Here is a 16,867-nt window from a genome sequence, read left to right as displayed (position 1 = left end):
TATCTTTTATGGTAAATCACTCAGATATTGAGGCATAATGACCAATCGCTTTGTGCTTTATCTCAGGCAATCGCTCTTTCTATGAAAGCATTACTACAGTTAACATTCGGTCTCGTTGGCCTCGGTTTGCTTAGCGGCTGCGGAGACGACATCGACCACAGCAAAATCCGCCAAAGTGGCTTCGTCTATTGTGGCCAAGGTGGCCCCGGGACCTTTAACCCGCAACTGGTCGACAGCGGCATCACGTCTGAAGCGCTCAGTCCTCAGATTTTCGATACCTTACTGGTGCTCGACCCAGATACATACGAACCCATACCCAGTCTCGCCACCGCATGGCAGGTGGATGCAAGCGGTACGGAGTACACGTTTACGCTACGTCCCAATATCCAATTTCAAATCACACCGTGGTTTACGCCCTCTAGAGCGCTGAATGCACAAGACGTGGTGTTTAGTTTTAAGCGTATCATTGACCCACAACATCCGTTTCATCACGTCGGGGGCGGTATTTACCCTTGGTTTAACAGCATCGACTTCCCCAATTTAATTGAAGATGTCGTGGCTACCTCAGATGACCAAGTCCGCTTTATTCTTTCTCGTCCGGATAACACATTTTTATCCAACATTGCCACCAGCTACCCGGTGATTCTCTCCAAAGAGTACGCGAGTGAACTGGAAATAAAAGATGAAAAAGCGCGCTTAGATTCCCACCCCGTCGGCACTGGTCCCTTTTATTTGGCAGAGTACCAAGTCAACGACCTCATTCGCCTTAAACGCCATACACGTTACTGGAAACAGCCCGCCTTGATGGAGCAAGTTGTGTTTGACATCTCCCATCGCGGTACTGGCACACTGGCTAAACTGCTGCGTAACGAATGTGATGTACTGAGCTCGCCTCTGTCGAGTCAACTGCCCATCATTCGCGAGCAAGATAACATTGAGTTGATTTCAAAGCCGGCAATGAACATCTCCTTTATTGCTGTCAATACCGCCCACCCTGCGCTCAAAGATGCGCGCGTGCGCAAGGCGCTCAACTTTGCCATTAACCGACAAAACATTTTAGATTCGGTCTACTATGGCACGGGTAGCCAAGCCTATTCGGTTCTGCCGCCTAGCTCTTGGGCGTACCAAAAAGACGCCAACCAAATTCGTTACGATCGCAACTATGCTTTGGCACTGTTGCGAGAATCTGGATTCAGCGAAGGTTTGGAGCTCAGTATGTCGGTACCTCTTGAGCCTCGCGCATTCAACCCAAGCCCGCGCAAAACCGCGGAGTTGATTCAAGCAAACTTGGCAGACATTGGTATCACCTTAAACCTCGTTACTGATGAGCGCTTCGAGCGAACCAACCTCACCAGCAACATTGATCTCTACCTCACCGGCTGGATCGCCAGCACGGGTGATCCAGACAACATTCTACGCCCACTCTTGTCGTGCGATTCCGATCGCGTTGGACTGAATGTCTCCAGTTGGTGTAACCCAGATTTCGACTTTTTGCTCGATTTGGCGCTCGAAGTGGATCGTCCTCGCTACCGCCTTAACCTCTATAGGCAAGCACAGAATATTTTGAACGAAGAATTTCCCGTGATCCCACTCAATCACGGCGTACAGTTGCAGGCGCATGATCGCTCGATTCGTGGCTTTCGCATGAGTCCATTCAATGCACAGCCTTTTGATAAAGTGGAGAGGGTGAACTGATGCTGCTGTATACCCTAAGAAGACTGAACCTCTTTATCATCACCTTGCTCATTTTGACCATGGTGGGCTTTAGCTTACTTCGTTTAGAGCCCGATTCCGCCTGGAGCCAAATGAGCTACTGGTCCGGCTGGACGACCTACGTCGGCGAATTGATGCACTTAAATTTTGGTATTAATAAACAAGGCGTGGCGATTATTGACGAGCTGGGAGTGGTCTTCCCTGCCACCATTGAGCTGTGTTTTATCGCGTTTGTTATTTCGCTGATGATTGGTATTCCAATTGGCACGTTAGCGGGCATGCGCCAAGGTAAGTGGATTGATACGGCGATCTCCTTTACCTCGATGTCGGGCTACTCTGCGCCGATATTCTGGATTGCGCTATTAATGATCATGGCGTTCTCACTGCACTTTGAGCTGTTTCCCGTTGGCGGCCGCTACGATCTTCTGTATCAAATTGAACACGTGACCGGCTTTGCTTTGATTGACGCGTTTTTTGCCAAAGGTGCGTACCGAGCGCACGCGCTGCAAAGTGTTATCGAACACCTGATCTTGCCCTGCTTGGTGCTGGCACTCGCTCCGACCACACAAGTTATTGGCTTGATGCGCGCCTCGGTTGCGGAAGTGATGGGGCAAAACTACATTCGCGCGGCGCGGATTAAAGGTCTCTCAAATCACGAGATCGTGACTCAACACGTGCTGCGTAATGCCATCCCACCCATCATCCCCAAAATCGGTATTCAGTTATCGAGCATGTTAACCTTGGCCATCATTACCGAGTCTATTTTTAACTGGCCGGGGATTGGTCGCTGGCTACTGGATGCTTTATCAAACCGTGACTACGTCTCTATTCAAGCGGGTGTCATCGTAGTGGCAACACTGGTACTCACCGCCAATATTGTCTCGGATCTGTTTGGTGCTATGGTTAATCCGCTGGTAAGGAAGGAGTGGTATGCTAAGCGATAACATCTATCAAGAAGAGTTGATACCCACTCAGTTTGAGCGTTTTTGGCGCAGCTACAAAGCCAATAGCTTGGCGATGTTTGGTTTATGGTGTTTGATTCTGCTGATCGTCATCACGCTACTCTCTCCGTGGATCACACCCCATGACCCGCAAGCACAAACCGGTGAATTGCTGATTCCCCCTTCTTGGGATCCGACCGGCACCGTCGAATACTTCCTTGGTACCGACGATTTAGGCCGAGACATTCTCTCGCGCTTGATCGAAGGTTCACAGCTGACGTTCGGCGCAGCTATCATCATCACGCTAATCGCGGCCATCATAGGTTGCTCAATCGGTATTTTAGCCGGAATGACCAAAGGCCTGCTCTCCAGTACGCTCAACCACTTGCTTGATACTGTGATGTCGATCCCTTCCCTGCTGTTGGCGATCATTTTCGTCGCCTTTCTGGGCTTTGGCGAATTCAATATCTTACTGGCGATCGGTCTAGCGCTTATTCCGCGTTTCGTGCGCTCTTTGTATATCGCGGTGCACGCAGAAGTGGAAAAAGACTACATCATGGCCGCAAGACTCGATGGCGCCAATGATTTCTACCTGCTGTGGAACTCCATTTTACCCAATATCTTAGTGGTGATCGCAGCCGAAATGACCTACGCGTTGTCATTGGCCATCTTGGACATCACCGCACTGGGCTTTTTGGGCCTTGGCGCTCAAACGCCAAGTACCGAATGGGGCGCACTACTCGGTGACTCCGTCGAGCTCATCTATTTAGCGCCTTGGACAGTGACGTTGCCGGGCCTTGCCATTATGTTCACTGTCATCGTGATCAACCTCGTTGGCGAAGGGGTTCGCCAAGCATTGAATGCGGGGATTGAATAATGCCGCTGTTAGATATCCGTCATCTCACGATCGAGATTGAAACGCCTCAAGGGCTGATGAAAGCGGTCGATCGAATGAGCCTGACTCTCAACGAAGGCGAGATTCGCGGGCTTGTGGGCGAATCTGGCTCAGGTAAAAGTCTGGTGGCGAAAGCCATCGTTGGTGTGTGCAAAGAGAACTGGAAAATCACCGCCGACCGCATGCGCTTAGGCAATATAGACCTATTGCAACTCACGCCGAAAGAGCGTCGCCGCGTTATTGCACGCGATGTGGCGATGATTTTCCAAGAGCCCTCCACCTGTTTGGACCCATCGGAAGAAGTGGGCAAACAGCTAATCGAATCCATTCCAGCCAGCGCCTTTGAAGGCCGCTGGTACGAGCGCTTTAGTTGGCGCAAGAAGCAAGCCATTGGCCTGCTGCACAAAGTGGGCATTAAAGATCACAACCGCCTGATGAACAGCTACCCTTATGAGCTGACGGATGGGGAATGCCAAAAGGTGATGATCGCGATGGCGATCGCGGCCAAACCCAAGCTGTTAATTGCAGACGAGCCCACCAATGACCTCGATCCGATTACGCAATCGCAAATCCTGCGTTTGCTCAGTCGAATGAATCAGATCAACAACACTTCAATCTTGCTGATTGGTCATGATCTCACCACCATCACCCAGTGGGCCGATCGCATCACCGTGATGTACTGTGGTCAATCGGTGGAGTCGGCAGATACCGAGCAGTTGCTTGAAAAGCCAAAACACCCCTATACCGTGGCGCTATTAAAAGCGATGCCCGATTTTAGTGAGTGGATTCCCCACAAAGAAAAACTGCAATCCTTGCCCGGCACCATCCCACCGTTGCAACATTTGCCAATTGGCTGTCGACTTGGCCCCCGCTGCCCATACGCGCAGCGTCAGTGCGTTGAGATCCCCATGACCAGACGGATTAAAAACCACAAATTTGCCTGTCACTTTCCACTCAATACGGAGAGAAAAAAAGCATGAGTGCGCTACTTGAAGTCGACCAACTGTCGAAACAGTTTGTCACGCGTTCTGGCTTGTTTCGAAAGAAAATCCAACAGGCTGTCAAGCCCGTGAGCTTTAGCTTAGAAGCAGGGCAAACTGTGGGGTTTATCGGCCAAAATGGCTCTGGTAAGTCCACGTTAGCGCGCATGTTGGCCGGTGTGGTTGAACCCAGCTCTGGCGAAATCCGAGTGAATGGCGAAGCGCTGCGCCATGAAGATTACTCGACGCGTTGTAAGCTCATTCGCATGATTTTCCAAGATCCGAACACCTCGCTCAACCCAAGAATTCAGATTGGCCGTATCCTTGAGGGGCCATTGAAGCGAAACACCAACATGCCACCCGAAGCACGCATTAAGCGCGTGAAAGAGACCCTGCTTCGAGTGGGATTGTTGCCTGAGCATGCGTACTTCTATCCGCAAATGTTGGCAACAGGTCAAAAGCAGCGCGTCTGTCTCGCGCGAGCGTTAATTTTGCAGCCTTCTGTCATCATCGCCGACGAAGCGCTCAATGGTCTTGATATGGCGATGCGCTCACAGATCATTAACCTGTTTCTAGAACTGCAAGAAGAGATGGGCGTATCGTTTGTCTATGTGTCGCAGCATATTGGCACCGTCAAACACATCACTGACAAAGTGATGGTGATGCACGAGGGAGAAGTGGTCGAGGCGGGTGATACCCACAAGGTGCTGACTGACCCACAACACCCGATCACTCAGCGCATGGTTGAAAGCCACTTTAACAAAGCGCTCTGCTTTCGCTAAATCGCCATTTCAATCAGGGATGTCAGCAATGGAACAGCGAATCTATCTATTCAAACGGGGCAAAGCGATTCTACTTAGCCCCTTGCTGCTCTTTGCTCACCTCGCCTTCGCCTACCCTAGCCAGACGACCTGGCTTGACCCAAGCTTTGTTGAACGCGCTTTTCTCGATGTTGCACTAAAAAACGAATACCGCCCTGGCGACAAACCACTGACGAAATGGCAGGTTCCGATTCGTATTTGGGTTGATCACCGCGTGGCTGATCGCGAGCTTCATGATGAGCTCACCAATGCGCATCTGCGCGACTTATCCGCGATGACTGGCCACGACATTCGGCGCGTTTCACGCCGAGAGGACGCCAACGTGGTGTGGATATTCACCCGTCAAAGTCAGTGGCAAGACGAGATCGCCGAGGAAATTGGTACTTTTGCGCTAGAGCACATCAAGGGGGCCATCTGCAAAGCGAGCTTTAGTTATACGAGCAGCAGCGTTATCGACAAAGGGGTCGTCATTATCCCAGTGGATCAAGCGCGCAGTCACGGCAAGCTGCTGGCATGCATCGTCGAAGAGATCACCCAAGTGCTTGGTCTGCCCAATGACGCAGAAAGCGCCTACCCTTCGATTTTTAATGACGAAACGCCTGAAGATCTGCTCTCGCCTCTCGACGTCATTTTATTAAAACTGCTCTACGAACCTGAGCTGCGCCCTGGTATGAGTCGAGAGCAGGCCGCGCCAGTGGTGCGTAAACTGCTGCAACACTATCAGCAACAAGGCATCTTACGCGATGCGGCCAAGCAGGCAAAAAACAACCAGCTATTTAAGCTGGTTGGTGGTTATTAATCACGTTGAACGGGCACGGTTAGCCGCGTTTTTTCAGTTCAAATTCAAACTCGTCCGGAAACAGCACGACGCCCTCTTCATTGCTGTCAGGAAAGACAACCACTGAGAGCTCATCTTGCTCAAGCCCGACAGTCCAACGGCTGAACCATTTTGCTGTGGAAATGGATTGCGGCTCGCACTCAGACCACTCACCGGTTGCCCACTCACGCGCAAACTCTTCAGAGGGCCACACAGGCACGCAATCATCATCTTCGGTGTTGAGCATCACGCAGCCATGCTCGTCGGTTAGGATCCACACTTTGCGCTCTTTTGCGATCGCATTTAAACAGTAATTAAAACGCTCATCCGGACGCATCTTGTTAATGCTTGTCTTTTGCTCTTCACTGAGTGACATGTTACCCCCTTAAACAAAGAAAAAAGCGCTCACAGGCATCCCTGTAAGCGCTTGAAAAAGATCACTGTTTGGATTACGCCAACTCAGTTTGTAGCCAAGGCCAACCTTGCTTCTTACGGCTCAGCGTGTTTTCCATCATCAGCTTGCCATCTTTCTCATGCTTAACCAGCTTCTGCGCCCATTCACCTTTATAGAGTAGACGAGTTTGCGCTGTGGTGATGTCTGTCAACATCACCGCTGCAAACGCAAGACCTTCTTCATTGCAGCGACGCTCAAGATCCGCTTCCAGCGCATCAATCATGCCATCAACTTGCTCAAGGGTTGCCAGCTCAACCTGACCCACTACGACATCACGACCGTTGAATGGGTAGCCTTTAAGATCTTTCTCAACCAATTCCGCTGCCGACAGACCTTCAATGTTCGTCTTAGCAATCAGAAGGTCTTTGATGAAGGCATCAATGTCTGCCACATCTGCGATCTTCGCTAGCTCTTCAACCGCGTCTTTGTCTTTTTGCGTACACGTTGGCGAAGCAAAGCCCACGGTGTCAGACAAGATGGCCGACATCATCAACTTGGCAATCTTAGGCGTGATTGTGTGGCCTTCGATTTTAAACATATTGAATAGAACCGTGTTGGTACAGCCAACTGGCCAGATCCACGCTTCCATCGGGTTGATGGTCATCACATCACCTAGACGGTGGTGATCGACGATACCTAGGATTTCTGCGTCTGCCACATCATCAGGTGCCTGTGCGAGATCTGAATAGTCAACCAACCAGATTTTCTCACCGGCCACAGACGTACGAAGCTCTGGCGTCTCTGCACCAGCAACGTCAAGGATGTGTTGAGTTTCACGGTTGATTTCACCTTGGCGGATAGGCATGGCTTGCTCGCCACGTGCCTTCAGCAGTTCAGTTGCCACCAAAGCACTACAAATACTATCACTATCAGGGTTCTTGTGACCTACGACTAGAATCATCTTATTTCCTATACGACTATTACGAGCCCGATCTGGGCGATTACTCACGAAGCCCGATACTTTACCTGATTTTGAGAATTTGTCATCGCCTAACGGTGCCAAAAGCGCCAATTAACCCCTATCGGGTGTTTTGGCGGTCGGGCAAAAGGTGTCTACACTCAAAGGACAATAATCATAAATGAGTCAATGCCATGCGTTTTTGTTTTTATGCTCTGCCGCTGCTTCTCCTTAGCACAGTGCTTTGGGCCAGCCCTCCCGTGATACGCGCCACTCAAGCGCAGTGGCCTCCCTATGTGTTTGAACGGGTCAACTCCGGGCTAGCGATAGAGATTGTTCAAGAAGCGTTTGCCACGCAGGGCTATGACATCGATTTGGAAATTTTGCCTTGGCTGCGCTCACTTAAAGAAGTGCGAAACAGTAAAAAAGATATGCTGGTGTCGCTTTGGTGGTCTGACGATCGCACCCAAGAGCTAGAATTTAGCGTGCCCTATTTAATGGTCCACCTAAAGTTCATTGTGCTAAGAGAAAACGCCTTTGAGTACCGAGACTTCACCTCATTAGAAGGCATGACAGTCGGCATTATTGAAGATTATGGCTATGGAGAGCGCTTTAATGAATCCACCTACTTTACTCGGGTCGTCGCGAGCGATCTCGCCACCAATCTTCGAAAACTGCGCGCAAAACGCGTTGACGCCATCATCGCCGATGAGCGAGCCGCCATTCATACCATGAAGGAAATCGGTTTAGACTCAGACCACTTTTACTTTGTCGATAAAAGCTTGATGATAAAACCCGTGCATCTCGCCATCGCCAAAGATCATCCCGAAAAAAACACCCTAATGGTCCGTTTTATGATAGGGCTGCACCAGCTAAAACAGAGCGGACGCTATGATGAACTCGTGATGAAGTACCGATAGCCTTCGTACTCTTGTCAACCATCAGCGTTTACTACTTGTAAATCAAGGGGTTTAAGTGGGCTCGTTTTAACCATTGAATCGATAGGTGAAATCGATTCAAATGCATTTGCAAATCATTATCATTTTCATATAATCAAGGAAATGCTTTACGATGGTTTGCACTATGAATCACTTCGACGCCCAAACTGCCACGCTTGACTCGCTGCAATTTAGACCCGCGTACAAACGCTTGCTGCTACCCGTAGGGCTGTTGGCGCTGTTATTAAACGACTCAACACGCGCGCTCACGGTTTCAACCCTCTCTGATGCCTTCTGGGCCGTGTCTTGCTACGTGGCAATAACGCTTGCTCTCTACCACTCGATTGCGAAGATCACTCGTTCGGACAACCGAATCGTGGCGCTGTATCAGCACTCGCGCCACTACCAAGTGATTTTTGCCGCTCTGCTCGGCGCGCTGCCAGGTTGCGGTGGCGCGATTGTCGTGACCACCCAATTTGTTAGCGGGCGAGTCGGATTTGGTGCCATCGTCGCTGTGCTGACCGCCACCATGGGTGATGCGGCCTTTCTGCTCCTCGCCAGCCAGCCAAATGTGGGATTGGGTGTGATCGCACTGGGTGTTGTCGTGGGTACTGTCAGTGGCTTGGTGGTTAACGCAATTCACAAAGACGACTTTTTGCGTCCCGCACTTAAGCAAGCCCGAACGTTACAGACGCTGCAACACACAGCCAATAAAGAGACGAGTAAAGCGATTGAAATTCAAGCCATCAATCTGCAAGGGACATTCTGGAAGTGGCTGCTAGTCCCCACCGCTCTTGTCGCCATACTCGGTTCCTTTCAAGTTGATGTGAATCAGTGGTTAAACGTGCCTGACATGACCATGGAGTGGCTTGGGACGGGTTTGATTGTGATGAGCATGCTACTGTGGTCTCTAACTCGTGAGATCAAAGACTATGAGTCAACGGTGGCGGAAGATTGCAAAATCGTCTCGTCACACCCGATTCAAAAAGCCGCGCAAGATACCAACTTTGTGACTGCCTGGGTGATTGTCGCCTTCCTCGCCTTTGAGCTTATCCAACAGGCTGCGCATATCGATATCACTAATAGTGTGGCTCAACTTGGGGTTTGGATGCCTCTAATGGGGGTTGCTGTGGGTCTGCTTCCCGGGTGCGGGCCGCAAATTTTGGTGACCAGTTTGTATATCTCTGGTGCGGCGCCCCTATCAGCACAATTGGCGAATGCCATCTCTAACGACGGCGATGCCTTGTTCCCGGCGATTGCACTGGCGCCAAAAGCCGCCTTAGTCGCGACCGTCTATTCAGCCTTACCGGCGTTACTGGTCGGTTACGGCTACTTCTTTTTGTTCGAATAGACGCTCAAAAAAAACGCTCTCGGTATCGCCGAGAGCGTTTTTCTCTCAGCAAGCGATGTCATGCACCACTCATTCATCAATAATCATGTTACTTATGACGCTCTTTAAGCTTATTGATTACATCGTTCATCGATAGACCTTGGTCTTGAAGCAATACCATCAAGTGGTAGATCAAATCGGCCGATTCACACACTAGCTCCGCCTTGTCGCCCGACGTCGCCGCAAGCGCGACTTCAACGCCCTCTTCGCCCACTTTCTGCGAAATACGTTTGGTGCCACGGGCATAAAGGCTGGCAGTATAGGAAGAGTCTGGGTCGGCACTCTTGCGGGCAGCCAATAGCTGCTCAAGTTGATGAAGCCACACCATTTGCGACTCTTCTTGCTTGTCAGCGTCCCAGCAAGTCGTGGTACCTGTGTGGCACGTCGGTCCGATAGGTTCCACTTTGACCAACAAGGTGTCGTTGTCGCAATCAAGCGCCATGTTCTTCAGTTGAAGCACATTCCCTGAGGTCTCACCTTTCGTCCACAGGCGTGATTTCGTACGTGAAAAGAAGGTCACTTGTCCTGTCTGCGCGGTTTTCTCTAGCGCATCTTGATTCATGTAGCCCATCATCAGCACTTGGCTCGATTGGAAGTCTTGAACAATCGCAGGCACTAAGCCATCCACTTTGTCCCAATCGATACGCTCAGCAAGTGCGCTCACTTGCCCGCTCGCAAAACTCATACTCGTACCTCTACGCCTTGTTGTTTCAGGTAGTGTTTTAACTCACCAATATTGATGATTTGCTTATGGAAAACCGAAGCTGCTAGTGCACCATCGACGTTAGCTTGATGATAAGCGTCTGCAAAGTGGACCATTTCACCGGCTCCGCCAGAAGCAATCAGCGGTACTTTGCACACTTCACGCACCATGTTGAGCTGTTCGATGTCGTAGCCGTTGCGCACACCATCTTGATTCATCATGTTAAGGACAATCTCACCGGCGCCTCGTTTCTGAACTTCTTGTACCCAGTCGCGTGTTTCCCACTGTGTCGCTTTGGTGCGTTGTTCGTCACCGGTGAACTGGTACACCTGGTATTGGCCTGTCTCTTTATCGTAATAAGAGTCAATGCCCACCACGATGCACTGCACACCAAATTTATCCGCAAGGTCGGTAATCAGCTGTGGATTGGCTAGCGCTGGTGAGTTAATCGACACCTTATCAGCACCGAACTCGAGAATCCGCGCCGCGTCTTCAGCCGATTTGATGCCACCTGCCACACAAAAAGGAATGTCAATGACCTCAGCAACACGGGCTACCCAGCTCTTGTCGACCACGCGGCCATCACTGGATGCGGTAATATCGTAAAACACTAACTCGTCTGCGCCTTCCTCAGCGTAACGCTGCGCGAGGGGCACAATGTCACCGATAATTTCATGGTTGCGAAACTGAACCCCTTTCACCACCTGACCATCTCGAACGTCGAGACAGGGAATTATTCGCTTTGCCAACATGCAAACGCCTCCTCTGCAGTAAATTTGCCATCGAGTAACGCACGACCAACAATCACGCCAGACACACCGCTACCTTTGAGCGCCTCGATGTCAGCCAGCGACCCAATGCCCCCTGACGATTGAAATTGCACTTGCGGGTACTGCTTGCAAAGGTCGACGTAAAGCTCAACGTTCGAGCCCGTCAACGTACCATCACGTGAGATGTCCGTGCATAGAACATGCTGTAATCCGACAGTTAGATAATCGTCAATTAAGGCTTCAATCGTCACGCCTGAATCTTCTTGCCAGCCGGAGATCGCCACCTTGCGTACACCTTGATCATCGATATTGATGTCGAGCGCTAAGACAATTCTCTCAGCACCGTATTTTTCCATCCAACCTTTGACCAGTTCTGGTTGCTTCACCGCTGTGGAACCAACCACGACGCGCTCGGCGCCGGCTTCAAGTAAATCCACAACGTCTTGCTCACTGCGCACGCCGCCGCCAATTTGAATTTTTGCAGGGGTACTGGCTAACAGTTTGGCAATCAGGTCTAACTGACGCGCACTGGTGTCTTTAGCACCAGTCAAATCCACCAGGTGCAGCCAGTTGGCGCCAGCTTGGTGATACAGATTAAACTGCTCAGCTGGATCCACTTTGTATTCGGTCACTTGGCCGTAATCGCCCTGATAAAGACGAACGACCTGACCTTCTATTAAATCGAGTGCTGGAATAATCACGAAGGTTATGTCCCTATAATGCTAAAAAGTTTTCAATCAGTTTTGAGCCGGCTTTCGATGAGCGCTCTGGGTGAAATTGCACCCCGTAGTAATTGCCACTTTGCACCGCAGCGGTAAAGGGTTGGCCATACTCACACTGAGCGATGGTGTAGTCGCCGACAGGCATCGCAAAGCTATGGACGAAATAGAAATACTCGCCCTCTTCAATCCCCTTAAACAGTGGGTGATCTGGGGTGGCCGATACCGTATTCCACCCCATGTGCGGGAGCGGAAGATCACCCGTCTCCATCAAGCGTACTTCGCCATCACAAAGACCGAGACACTCAACCGCATTTTCGCCTTGCGTGCCTTTCTCTTGGGAGAGTTTGCCAAGCAGTTGCATACCTAAACAGATACCAAGCAGTGGCTTTTCGACCCGTTTCACCAAATCAATCAAATCACGCTCAGCAAGGTTTTTCATTGCTTCGCTTGCCGTGCCAACACCGGGTAAGAACAGCTTATCCGCAGCGAGCACCACATCAGGATCTTTTGAAATCGTCACGGATTGACCTAGGCGCTCAATAGCGAACTTGACCGATGAGACGTTGGCACAGCCAGTATCGATGATAACGACGTTTTGCTTTGTCATAGTCTCTCTCCTTACAATACGCCTTTACTGCTCGGCAGTTCATTGCCTTCCACTTTGATCGCTTGACGTAGAGTGCGACCAAACGACTTAAACAAGCTTTCGATGATGTGGTGATCATTATCGCCGGCTGAAGAGAGGTGCAAGGTACACGCCAATGTATCGGTCAATGAACGGAAGAAGTGCACCACCATTTCAGTGGATAAATCGCCGACTTGATCGCGGCTAAACTTGGCATCAAACTTCAAGTAAGGTCGACCAGAGAGATCCAACGCGCACTGCGCCAGACACTCATCCATCGGCAAGCTGAAACCAAAGCGGCCAATCCCACGTTTATCGCCCAACGCTTCTTTTAGTGCTTGGCCCAACGCCAGTGCAGTGTCCTCGATGGTGTGGTGATCGTCGATGTGCAGATCGCCTTCCACCTGACATACCATTTGGAAGCCGCCGTGCGTCGCAATTTGGTCTAGCATGTGGTCAAAAAAGCCAAGGCCAGTGCTGATGGCGTTGCCACCTTGCTCATCGAGATTAACCTTCACTTTGATGTCGGTTTCTTTGGTGGTTCTCACTACTTCAGCAACGCGAGCATTCACGGTGAGCTCTTTTAAGATTTTCGGCCAACCCATGGTTTCTGGGTGGTATTGGATGCCGCGAATCGCCATGTTTTCCGCCAGTTGTAGGTCGGTCGCGCGATCGCCAATGACCACAGAGTGCTTGAAATCCACTTTGCCGCCTTGAAGGTACTCTTTGACCATACCCAATTTCGGTTTACGGCACGAACAGTTGTCCTCTTCAAAATGAGGACAAATCAATACATCATCAAACTTCACACCCTGAGAGGAGAAGATTTCCATCATCATGTCGTGCGGCGCATCGAAATCCGCTTGCGGGTAGCTGTCTGTGCCGAGGCCATCTTGGTTTGTGACCATCACCAAGCGATACCCTGCGTCTTGCAGCGCAAGCAGGCTTGGGATCACAAACGGCTCTAGCTTGAGTTTGTCTAAACGATCGACTTGAAAATCAACCGGCGGTTCGACGATTAAGGTGCCGTCTCGGTCAATGAAAAGAATTTTTTGTTGTGTGCTCACTCGAACTTCCTTATCTCAATCTTAAAGGCGCCCGCCACAGCCAGCGCCCATTTGTTTCTTTACTGCGTGTCATCACGCGCTGTAGTAGTTGCGGATAAATAGTAGTTACGGATAAAACCGAGTGTCTTCTCGCACTCATCTCGACTACCAATACTGATGCGAACGCAATCCTCAATCGGCGAATTGCGCAAAATAATGCCAGTGTCCCACGCGGCTTTAAACAGTGCATCACCATCAGGGAATTTGACCAACAGGTAGTTGCCCCACCCTTCGAACACCGTTAAACCGGCAATGGTCGACAGACCCGCTTGCAAATACGCGCGGTTGGCGTTGAGGTCCAGCACTTGGAACTTGGCTCTAGCAAGCCCTGCCTCTGAGAGGGCTTGGGTGGCAATTTCCGCCACTGGCACAGGCACTGGGTATGGCGCGATCACTTTCAGCAAGACGTTGATCAACGCCTCATTCGCCAAGGTAAAGCCACAGCGCAGACCGGCAAGGGCAAACGCTTTGGACAAAGTGCGCAAAATAGCCAAATTAGAGTACTGAGCCAGTAAATCGACCGTCGATGCTTCTGGACAAAAATCGATGTACGCTTCATCCATCACAACAATAGCGCGGTCTTGGGTCATCTCAAGCAGTCGGATGATGTCTTCACGCTTAACCAAATTACCGGTTGGATTGTTAGGGCTGCAAACAAAGACCAGTTTTACCTTGTCTAGATTGGCTTCAATGGCGCTGAGATCCAGTTGCCAATCTTGGGTCAACGGCACCACTTTTTTCTCCACACCAATGGTTTCCGCTGAAATAGCGTACATTCCGTAGGTAGGTGGACAATATAAAATGGCGTCTTCACCCGGCTCACAAAATGCGCGAATCAAAAGCTCAATCCCCTCATCCGCACCGCGCGAGGTCAGCGTTTGCTCAGGTTTCACGCCCGCGTAAGCGGCGTAAGCGTTAATCAACTCAGTAGGTTGGCACTCACTGTAGCGATTCAGGCGGGCGAAATCCGTCTTGTACTCATTGTTGAAAGGCGACTCGTTGGCATTGAGCCACACATCGCCACTGCCGCCAATGCGACGTGCTGACAGGTAAGGGGTCAGTTGCTGAACTTGTTTGCGTGCTAGCTTTTCCATCTCTTACCCTTGCTTCTGAACCAATTTTTCAACACGAATGGTAACGGCGCGTTTGTGCGCATCCAGTCCTTCTGCTTCCGCCATGGTCACGACGGTCGGCGCAAGATTTTTAATCCCTTCCTCAGAGAGTTCTTGCACCGTCATACGCTTGGAGAAATCCGCCAAGCCTAGGCTTGAATAGGTGCGAGTGTAGCCATAGGTTGGCAGAACGTGGTTGGTGCCCGACGCATAGTCGCCCGCCGACTCAGGTGACCAATCACCAAGGAAAATCGACCCAGCGTTATCAAGAAGAGGAAGCAGTTCACGTGGGTTCTTGGTCTGTACTATCAAGTGCTCTGGGCCATAGTAATTCGAAATAGAAACCGCCTGAGTGATGGAATCAGAAATGATGATCAAACTCGACGCCAGTGCTTTTTCTGCAATAGAAGCGCGAGACAGTACTTTGAGCTGACGCTGAACGGCATCCGTCACTTGATCGGCAATCACTGGCGATGGCGTGACCAGCACCACTTGTGAGTCTGGGCCGTGCTCAGCTTGGCTCAAGAGATCCGCGGCAATGAAATCTGGGTCGGCGGTCTCATCAGCAATCACTAACACCTCAGAAGGGCCCGCTGGCATGTCGATCGCGGCACCGCGAAAATCGTTGCTCACTTGGCGCTTAGCTTCTGTTACGTACGCATTACCTGGGCCAAAAATCTTGTCCACTTTCGCCACGGTTTCTGTTCCGTAAGCCATCGCAGCAATCGCTTGACCACCACCAACATTGTAAACTTCATCGATACCACACAGCTTCGCCACGTAGAGGATTTCATCTGCGATCGGTGGTGGTGAGCAGAGTACCACTTTACGACAACCCGCAATCTTAGCCGGTACGCCGAGCATTAATACGGTCGATGGCAGTGGCGCACTGCCACCTGGGATATAAAGACCGACTTTCTGAATCGCTCGAGTCACTTGTTCACACACAACACCAGGTTGCGTTTCAACTTTAATAGGCTGTGGCTTTTGGGCTTTGTGAAACTTAGCGATATTGGCGTACGCTTGCTCAAGCGCTTGCTTCATGGTTTCGCTTAAGCGCTCTGACGCCGCCTCAATCTCTTGAGTTGAGACTCGAATCGACTCTGGTTTGACGCGATCATACTTTTCCGTCAACGCCAATAGAGCAGCATCGCCTTGAGTTTTTACTTGCGCGATAACCTCAGACACCGCAGCGGTAATATTCGCCCCTTCGGTAATGGCAGGGCGCTCTAAAATGGAGTCTTGTTGAGATTCACTCAATGATTGCCAAACAACTGTTCTCATCGCCCTTACTCCATCATTTTCTCAATTGGCAGTACTAGGATTGAGCTAGCACCAAGCTCTTTGAGTTGTTCCATGGTTTCCCAGAACAAGTTTTCGGTACTCACAAGGTGAACGGCCACTTTTTGTTTGTCAGCAGAGAGCGGCAAGACGGTTGGATCTTCTGCGCCAGGAAGGAGCGATTTGATCTGCTCAAGTTTTTCTGCTGGGGCGTGCAGCATGATGTATTTCGACTCTTTCGCTTGCTGAACGCCTTGCATACGAGTCAATAGCTTATCAATCAGTTCGGTTTTATCTTGTGCGAACTCACCTTTGCGCTGAATAAGGGTCGCTTTTGATTGGAAGATGACTTCCGCTTCTTTTAAGCCGTTCGCTTCTAAAGTAGCGCCGGTAGACACTAGGTCGGCGATGGCATCAGCAAGGCCAGCACGTGGCGCGACTTCAACAGAACCGGTCAGCATACAGGTTGAGAACGGTACGCCTTGCTCATCCATGTAGGCTTTTAACAATTGTGGATAGGTGGTAGCGATACGCTTACCGGCCAAATCTTGCGGGCCGTTGTACTCTTCATCCTTATCGATCGCAATAGAGAGGCGGCAGCCACCAAAATCGAGACGGCGCAATGTCACAAACTCACTGGGTTCACCCAATGCTTTTCGGTCTAGGCGGACTTCTTCCAATTCGTTTTCGCCAATGAAACC

Annotated in this window: 18 protein-coding genes; 8 read left to right on the top strand and 10 right to left on the bottom strand. The window is 50.6% G+C overall.

Features of this window, described 5'->3' with window-relative positions:
• The first annotated feature begins 81 nt into the window (after positions 1–81).
• From AC6R0L_RS00670 to AC6R0L_RS00645, 6 genes are read left to right on the top strand one after another with little or no spacing between them, the layout of a single operon-like run.
• Positions 82–1,695: an ABC transporter substrate-binding protein gene (locus AC6R0L_RS00670; protein ID WP_500627930.1), complete on the top strand. Its 1,614-nt coding sequence runs from the start codon at positions 82–84 to the stop codon at positions 1,693–1,695.
• On the top strand, positions 1,695–2,657 hold the full coding sequence (locus AC6R0L_RS00665; protein ID WP_500627929.1) for an ABC transporter permease: 963 nt from the start codon (positions 1,695–1,697) through the stop codon (positions 2,655–2,657). The genes AC6R0L_RS00670 and AC6R0L_RS00665 overlap by 1 nt, the downstream gene beginning before the upstream one ends.
• On the top strand, positions 2,644–3,531 hold the full coding sequence (gene sapC, locus AC6R0L_RS00660) for a putrescine export ABC transporter permease SapC (protein ID WP_334550752.1): 888 nt from the start codon (positions 2,644–2,646) through the stop codon (positions 3,529–3,531). Before AC6R0L_RS00665 ends, sapC begins: the two co-directional genes overlap by 14 nt.
• Positions 3,531–4,529 (top strand): peptide ABC transporter ATP-binding protein, encoded by a 999-nt coding sequence (locus tag AC6R0L_RS00655; protein ID WP_334550754.1) that lies wholly within the window; start codon positions 3,531–3,533, stop codon positions 4,527–4,529. The genes sapC and AC6R0L_RS00655 overlap by 1 nt, the downstream gene beginning before the upstream one ends.
• On the top strand, positions 4,526–5,311 hold the full coding sequence (locus tag AC6R0L_RS00650) for a peptide ABC transporter ATP-binding protein (RefSeq protein WP_334550755.1): 786 nt from the start codon (positions 4,526–4,528) through the stop codon (positions 5,309–5,311). The genes AC6R0L_RS00655 and AC6R0L_RS00650 overlap by 4 nt, the downstream gene beginning before the upstream one ends.
• Positions 5,312–5,339: 28 nt before the next feature.
• The gene (locus AC6R0L_RS00645) at positions 5,340–6,149 is read left to right on the top strand and encodes a DUF2927 domain-containing protein (RefSeq protein ID WP_500627928.1); all 810 of its coding nucleotides are present in this window, start codon (positions 5,340–5,342) and stop codon (positions 6,147–6,149) included.
• Positions 6,150–6,168: 19 nt separating this feature from the next.
• Here AC6R0L_RS00645 and AC6R0L_RS00640 read toward each other — a convergent pair whose 3' ends face one another.
• Positions 6,169–6,543, bottom strand: coding sequence for a DUF2750 domain-containing protein (locus AC6R0L_RS00640; RefSeq protein WP_334550759.1), 375 nt, complete (start codon positions 6,541–6,543; stop codon positions 6,169–6,171).
• A gap of 73 nt (positions 6,544–6,616) precedes the next feature.
• Positions 6,617–7,522 carry a manganese-dependent inorganic pyrophosphatase gene (locus AC6R0L_RS00635; RefSeq protein ID WP_500627927.1) on the bottom strand — a complete coding sequence of 302 codons (906 nt, stop codon included), beginning with the start codon at positions 7,520–7,522 and terminating at the stop codon, positions 6,617–6,619.
• 191 nt (positions 7,523–7,713) lie between these two features.
• Between AC6R0L_RS00635 and AC6R0L_RS00630 the strand changes: the two genes are divergently transcribed.
• Both AC6R0L_RS00630 and AC6R0L_RS00625 read left to right on the top strand, forming a co-directional pair.
• A complete protein-coding gene (locus tag AC6R0L_RS00630) occupies positions 7,714–8,439 on the top strand; it encodes a transporter substrate-binding domain-containing protein (RefSeq protein WP_500627926.1) in 726 nt (241 codons plus the stop codon).
• Between the two features lie 163 nt (positions 8,440–8,602).
• The gene (locus AC6R0L_RS00625; RefSeq protein ID WP_500627925.1) at positions 8,603–9,808 is read left to right on the top strand and encodes a putative manganese transporter; all 1,206 of its coding nucleotides are present in this window, start codon (positions 8,603–8,605) and stop codon (positions 9,806–9,808) included.
• 88 nt (positions 9,809–9,896) lie between these two features.
• Here AC6R0L_RS00625 and hisIE read toward each other — a convergent pair whose 3' ends face one another.
• The 8 genes from hisIE to hisG form a co-directional block, all read right to left on the bottom strand.
• Positions 9,897–10,532: a bifunctional phosphoribosyl-AMP cyclohydrolase/phosphoribosyl-ATP diphosphatase HisIE gene (hisIE, locus tag AC6R0L_RS00620; protein WP_334550764.1), complete on the bottom strand. Its 636-nt coding sequence runs from the start codon at positions 10,530–10,532 to the stop codon at positions 9,897–9,899.
• On the bottom strand, positions 10,529–11,302 hold the full coding sequence (hisF, locus tag AC6R0L_RS00615; protein WP_500626904.1) for an imidazole glycerol phosphate synthase subunit HisF: 774 nt from the start codon (positions 11,300–11,302) through the stop codon (positions 10,529–10,531). The genes hisIE and hisF overlap by 4 nt, the downstream gene beginning before the upstream one ends.
• On the bottom strand, positions 11,284–12,021 hold the full coding sequence (gene hisA / locus AC6R0L_RS00610) for a 1-(5-phosphoribosyl)-5-[(5-phosphoribosylamino)methylideneamino]imidazole-4-carboxamide isomerase (protein ID WP_487902056.1): 738 nt from the start codon (positions 12,019–12,021) through the stop codon (positions 11,284–11,286). The genes hisF and hisA overlap by 19 nt, the downstream gene beginning before the upstream one ends.
• 13 nt (positions 12,022–12,034) lie before the next feature.
• Positions 12,035–12,649, bottom strand: coding sequence for an imidazole glycerol phosphate synthase subunit HisH (gene hisH / locus AC6R0L_RS00605; protein WP_334550767.1), 615 nt, complete (start codon positions 12,647–12,649; stop codon positions 12,035–12,037).
• Between the two features lie 11 nt (positions 12,650–12,660).
• Positions 12,661–13,734 (bottom strand): bifunctional histidinol-phosphatase/imidazoleglycerol-phosphate dehydratase HisB, encoded by a 1,074-nt coding sequence (gene hisB / locus AC6R0L_RS00600; RefSeq protein ID WP_500627924.1) that lies wholly within the window; start codon positions 13,732–13,734, stop codon positions 12,661–12,663.
• A 59-nt stretch (positions 13,735–13,793) separates the two neighbouring features.
• Positions 13,794–14,867 carry a histidinol-phosphate transaminase gene (gene hisC / locus AC6R0L_RS00595; protein ID WP_500627923.1) on the bottom strand — a complete coding sequence of 358 codons (1,074 nt, stop codon included), beginning with the start codon at positions 14,865–14,867 and terminating at the stop codon, positions 13,794–13,796.
• Positions 14,868–14,870: 3 nt separating this feature from the next.
• Entirely contained in the window at positions 14,871–16,169 is a 1,299-nt protein-coding gene (gene hisD, locus AC6R0L_RS00590) for a histidinol dehydrogenase (RefSeq protein ID WP_500627922.1), read from the bottom strand.
• Positions 16,170–16,174: 5 nt separating this feature from the next.
• The coding region (gene hisG / locus AC6R0L_RS00585) for an ATP phosphoribosyltransferase (protein WP_500627921.1) at positions 16,175–16,867 on the bottom strand (693 nt) is incomplete at its 5' end.

The sequence above is a fragment of the Vibrio sp. R15-SG3-ISO1A genome, assembly GCF_059833955.1.
Note: the sequence above shows the minus strand (reverse complement) of the source record. Positions and strands in the feature narration are given on the sequence as shown.

Bases quoted from the DNA above. Each gene is read 5' to 3' on its own strand.
- AC6R0L_RS00670 (WP_500627930.1), top strand. From the start codon at position 82: ATGAAAGCATTACTACAGTTAACATTCGGTCTCGTTGGCCTCGGTTTG.
- AC6R0L_RS00665 (WP_500627929.1), top strand. From the start codon at position 1,695: ATGCTGCTGTATACCCTAAGAAGACTGAACCTCTTTATCATCACCTTG.
- sapC (WP_334550752.1), top strand. From the start codon at position 2,644: ATGCTAAGCGATAACATCTATCAAGAAGAGTTGATACCCACTCAGTTT.
- AC6R0L_RS00655 (WP_334550754.1), top strand. From the start codon at position 3,531: ATGCCGCTGTTAGATATCCGTCATCTCACGATCGAGATTGAAACGCCT.
- AC6R0L_RS00650 (WP_334550755.1), top strand. From the start codon at position 4,526: ATGAGTGCGCTACTTGAAGTCGACCAACTGTCGAAACAGTTTGTCACG.
- AC6R0L_RS00645 (WP_500627928.1), top strand. From the start codon at position 5,340: ATGGAACAGCGAATCTATCTATTCAAACGGGGCAAAGCGATTCTACTT.
- AC6R0L_RS00640 (WP_334550759.1), bottom strand. From the start codon at position 6,543: ATGTCACTCAGTGAAGAGCAAAAGACAAGCATTAACAAGATGCGTCCG.
- AC6R0L_RS00635 (WP_500627927.1), bottom strand. From the start codon at position 7,522: ATGATTCTAGTCGTAGGTCACAAGAACCCTGATAGTGATAGTATTTGT.
- AC6R0L_RS00630 (WP_500627926.1), top strand. From the start codon at position 7,714: ATGCGTTTTTGTTTTTATGCTCTGCCGCTGCTTCTCCTTAGCACAGTG.
- AC6R0L_RS00625 (WP_500627925.1), top strand. From the start codon at position 8,603: ATGAATCACTTCGACGCCCAAACTGCCACGCTTGACTCGCTGCAATTT.
- hisIE (WP_334550764.1), bottom strand. From the start codon at position 10,532: ATGAGTTTTGCGAGCGGGCAAGTGAGCGCACTTGCTGAGCGTATCGAT.
- hisF (WP_500626904.1), bottom strand. From the start codon at position 11,302: ATGTTGGCAAAGCGAATAATTCCCTGTCTCGACGTTCGAGATGGTCAG.
- hisH (WP_334550767.1), bottom strand. From the start codon at position 12,649: ATGACAAAGCAAAACGTCGTTATCATCGATACTGGCTGTGCCAACGTC.
- hisC (WP_500627923.1), bottom strand. From the start codon at position 14,867: ATGGAAAAGCTAGCACGCAAACAAGTTCAGCAACTGACCCCTTACCTG.
- hisD (WP_500627922.1), bottom strand. From the start codon at position 16,169: ATGAGAACAGTTGTTTGGCAATCATTGAGTGAATCTCAACAAGACTCC.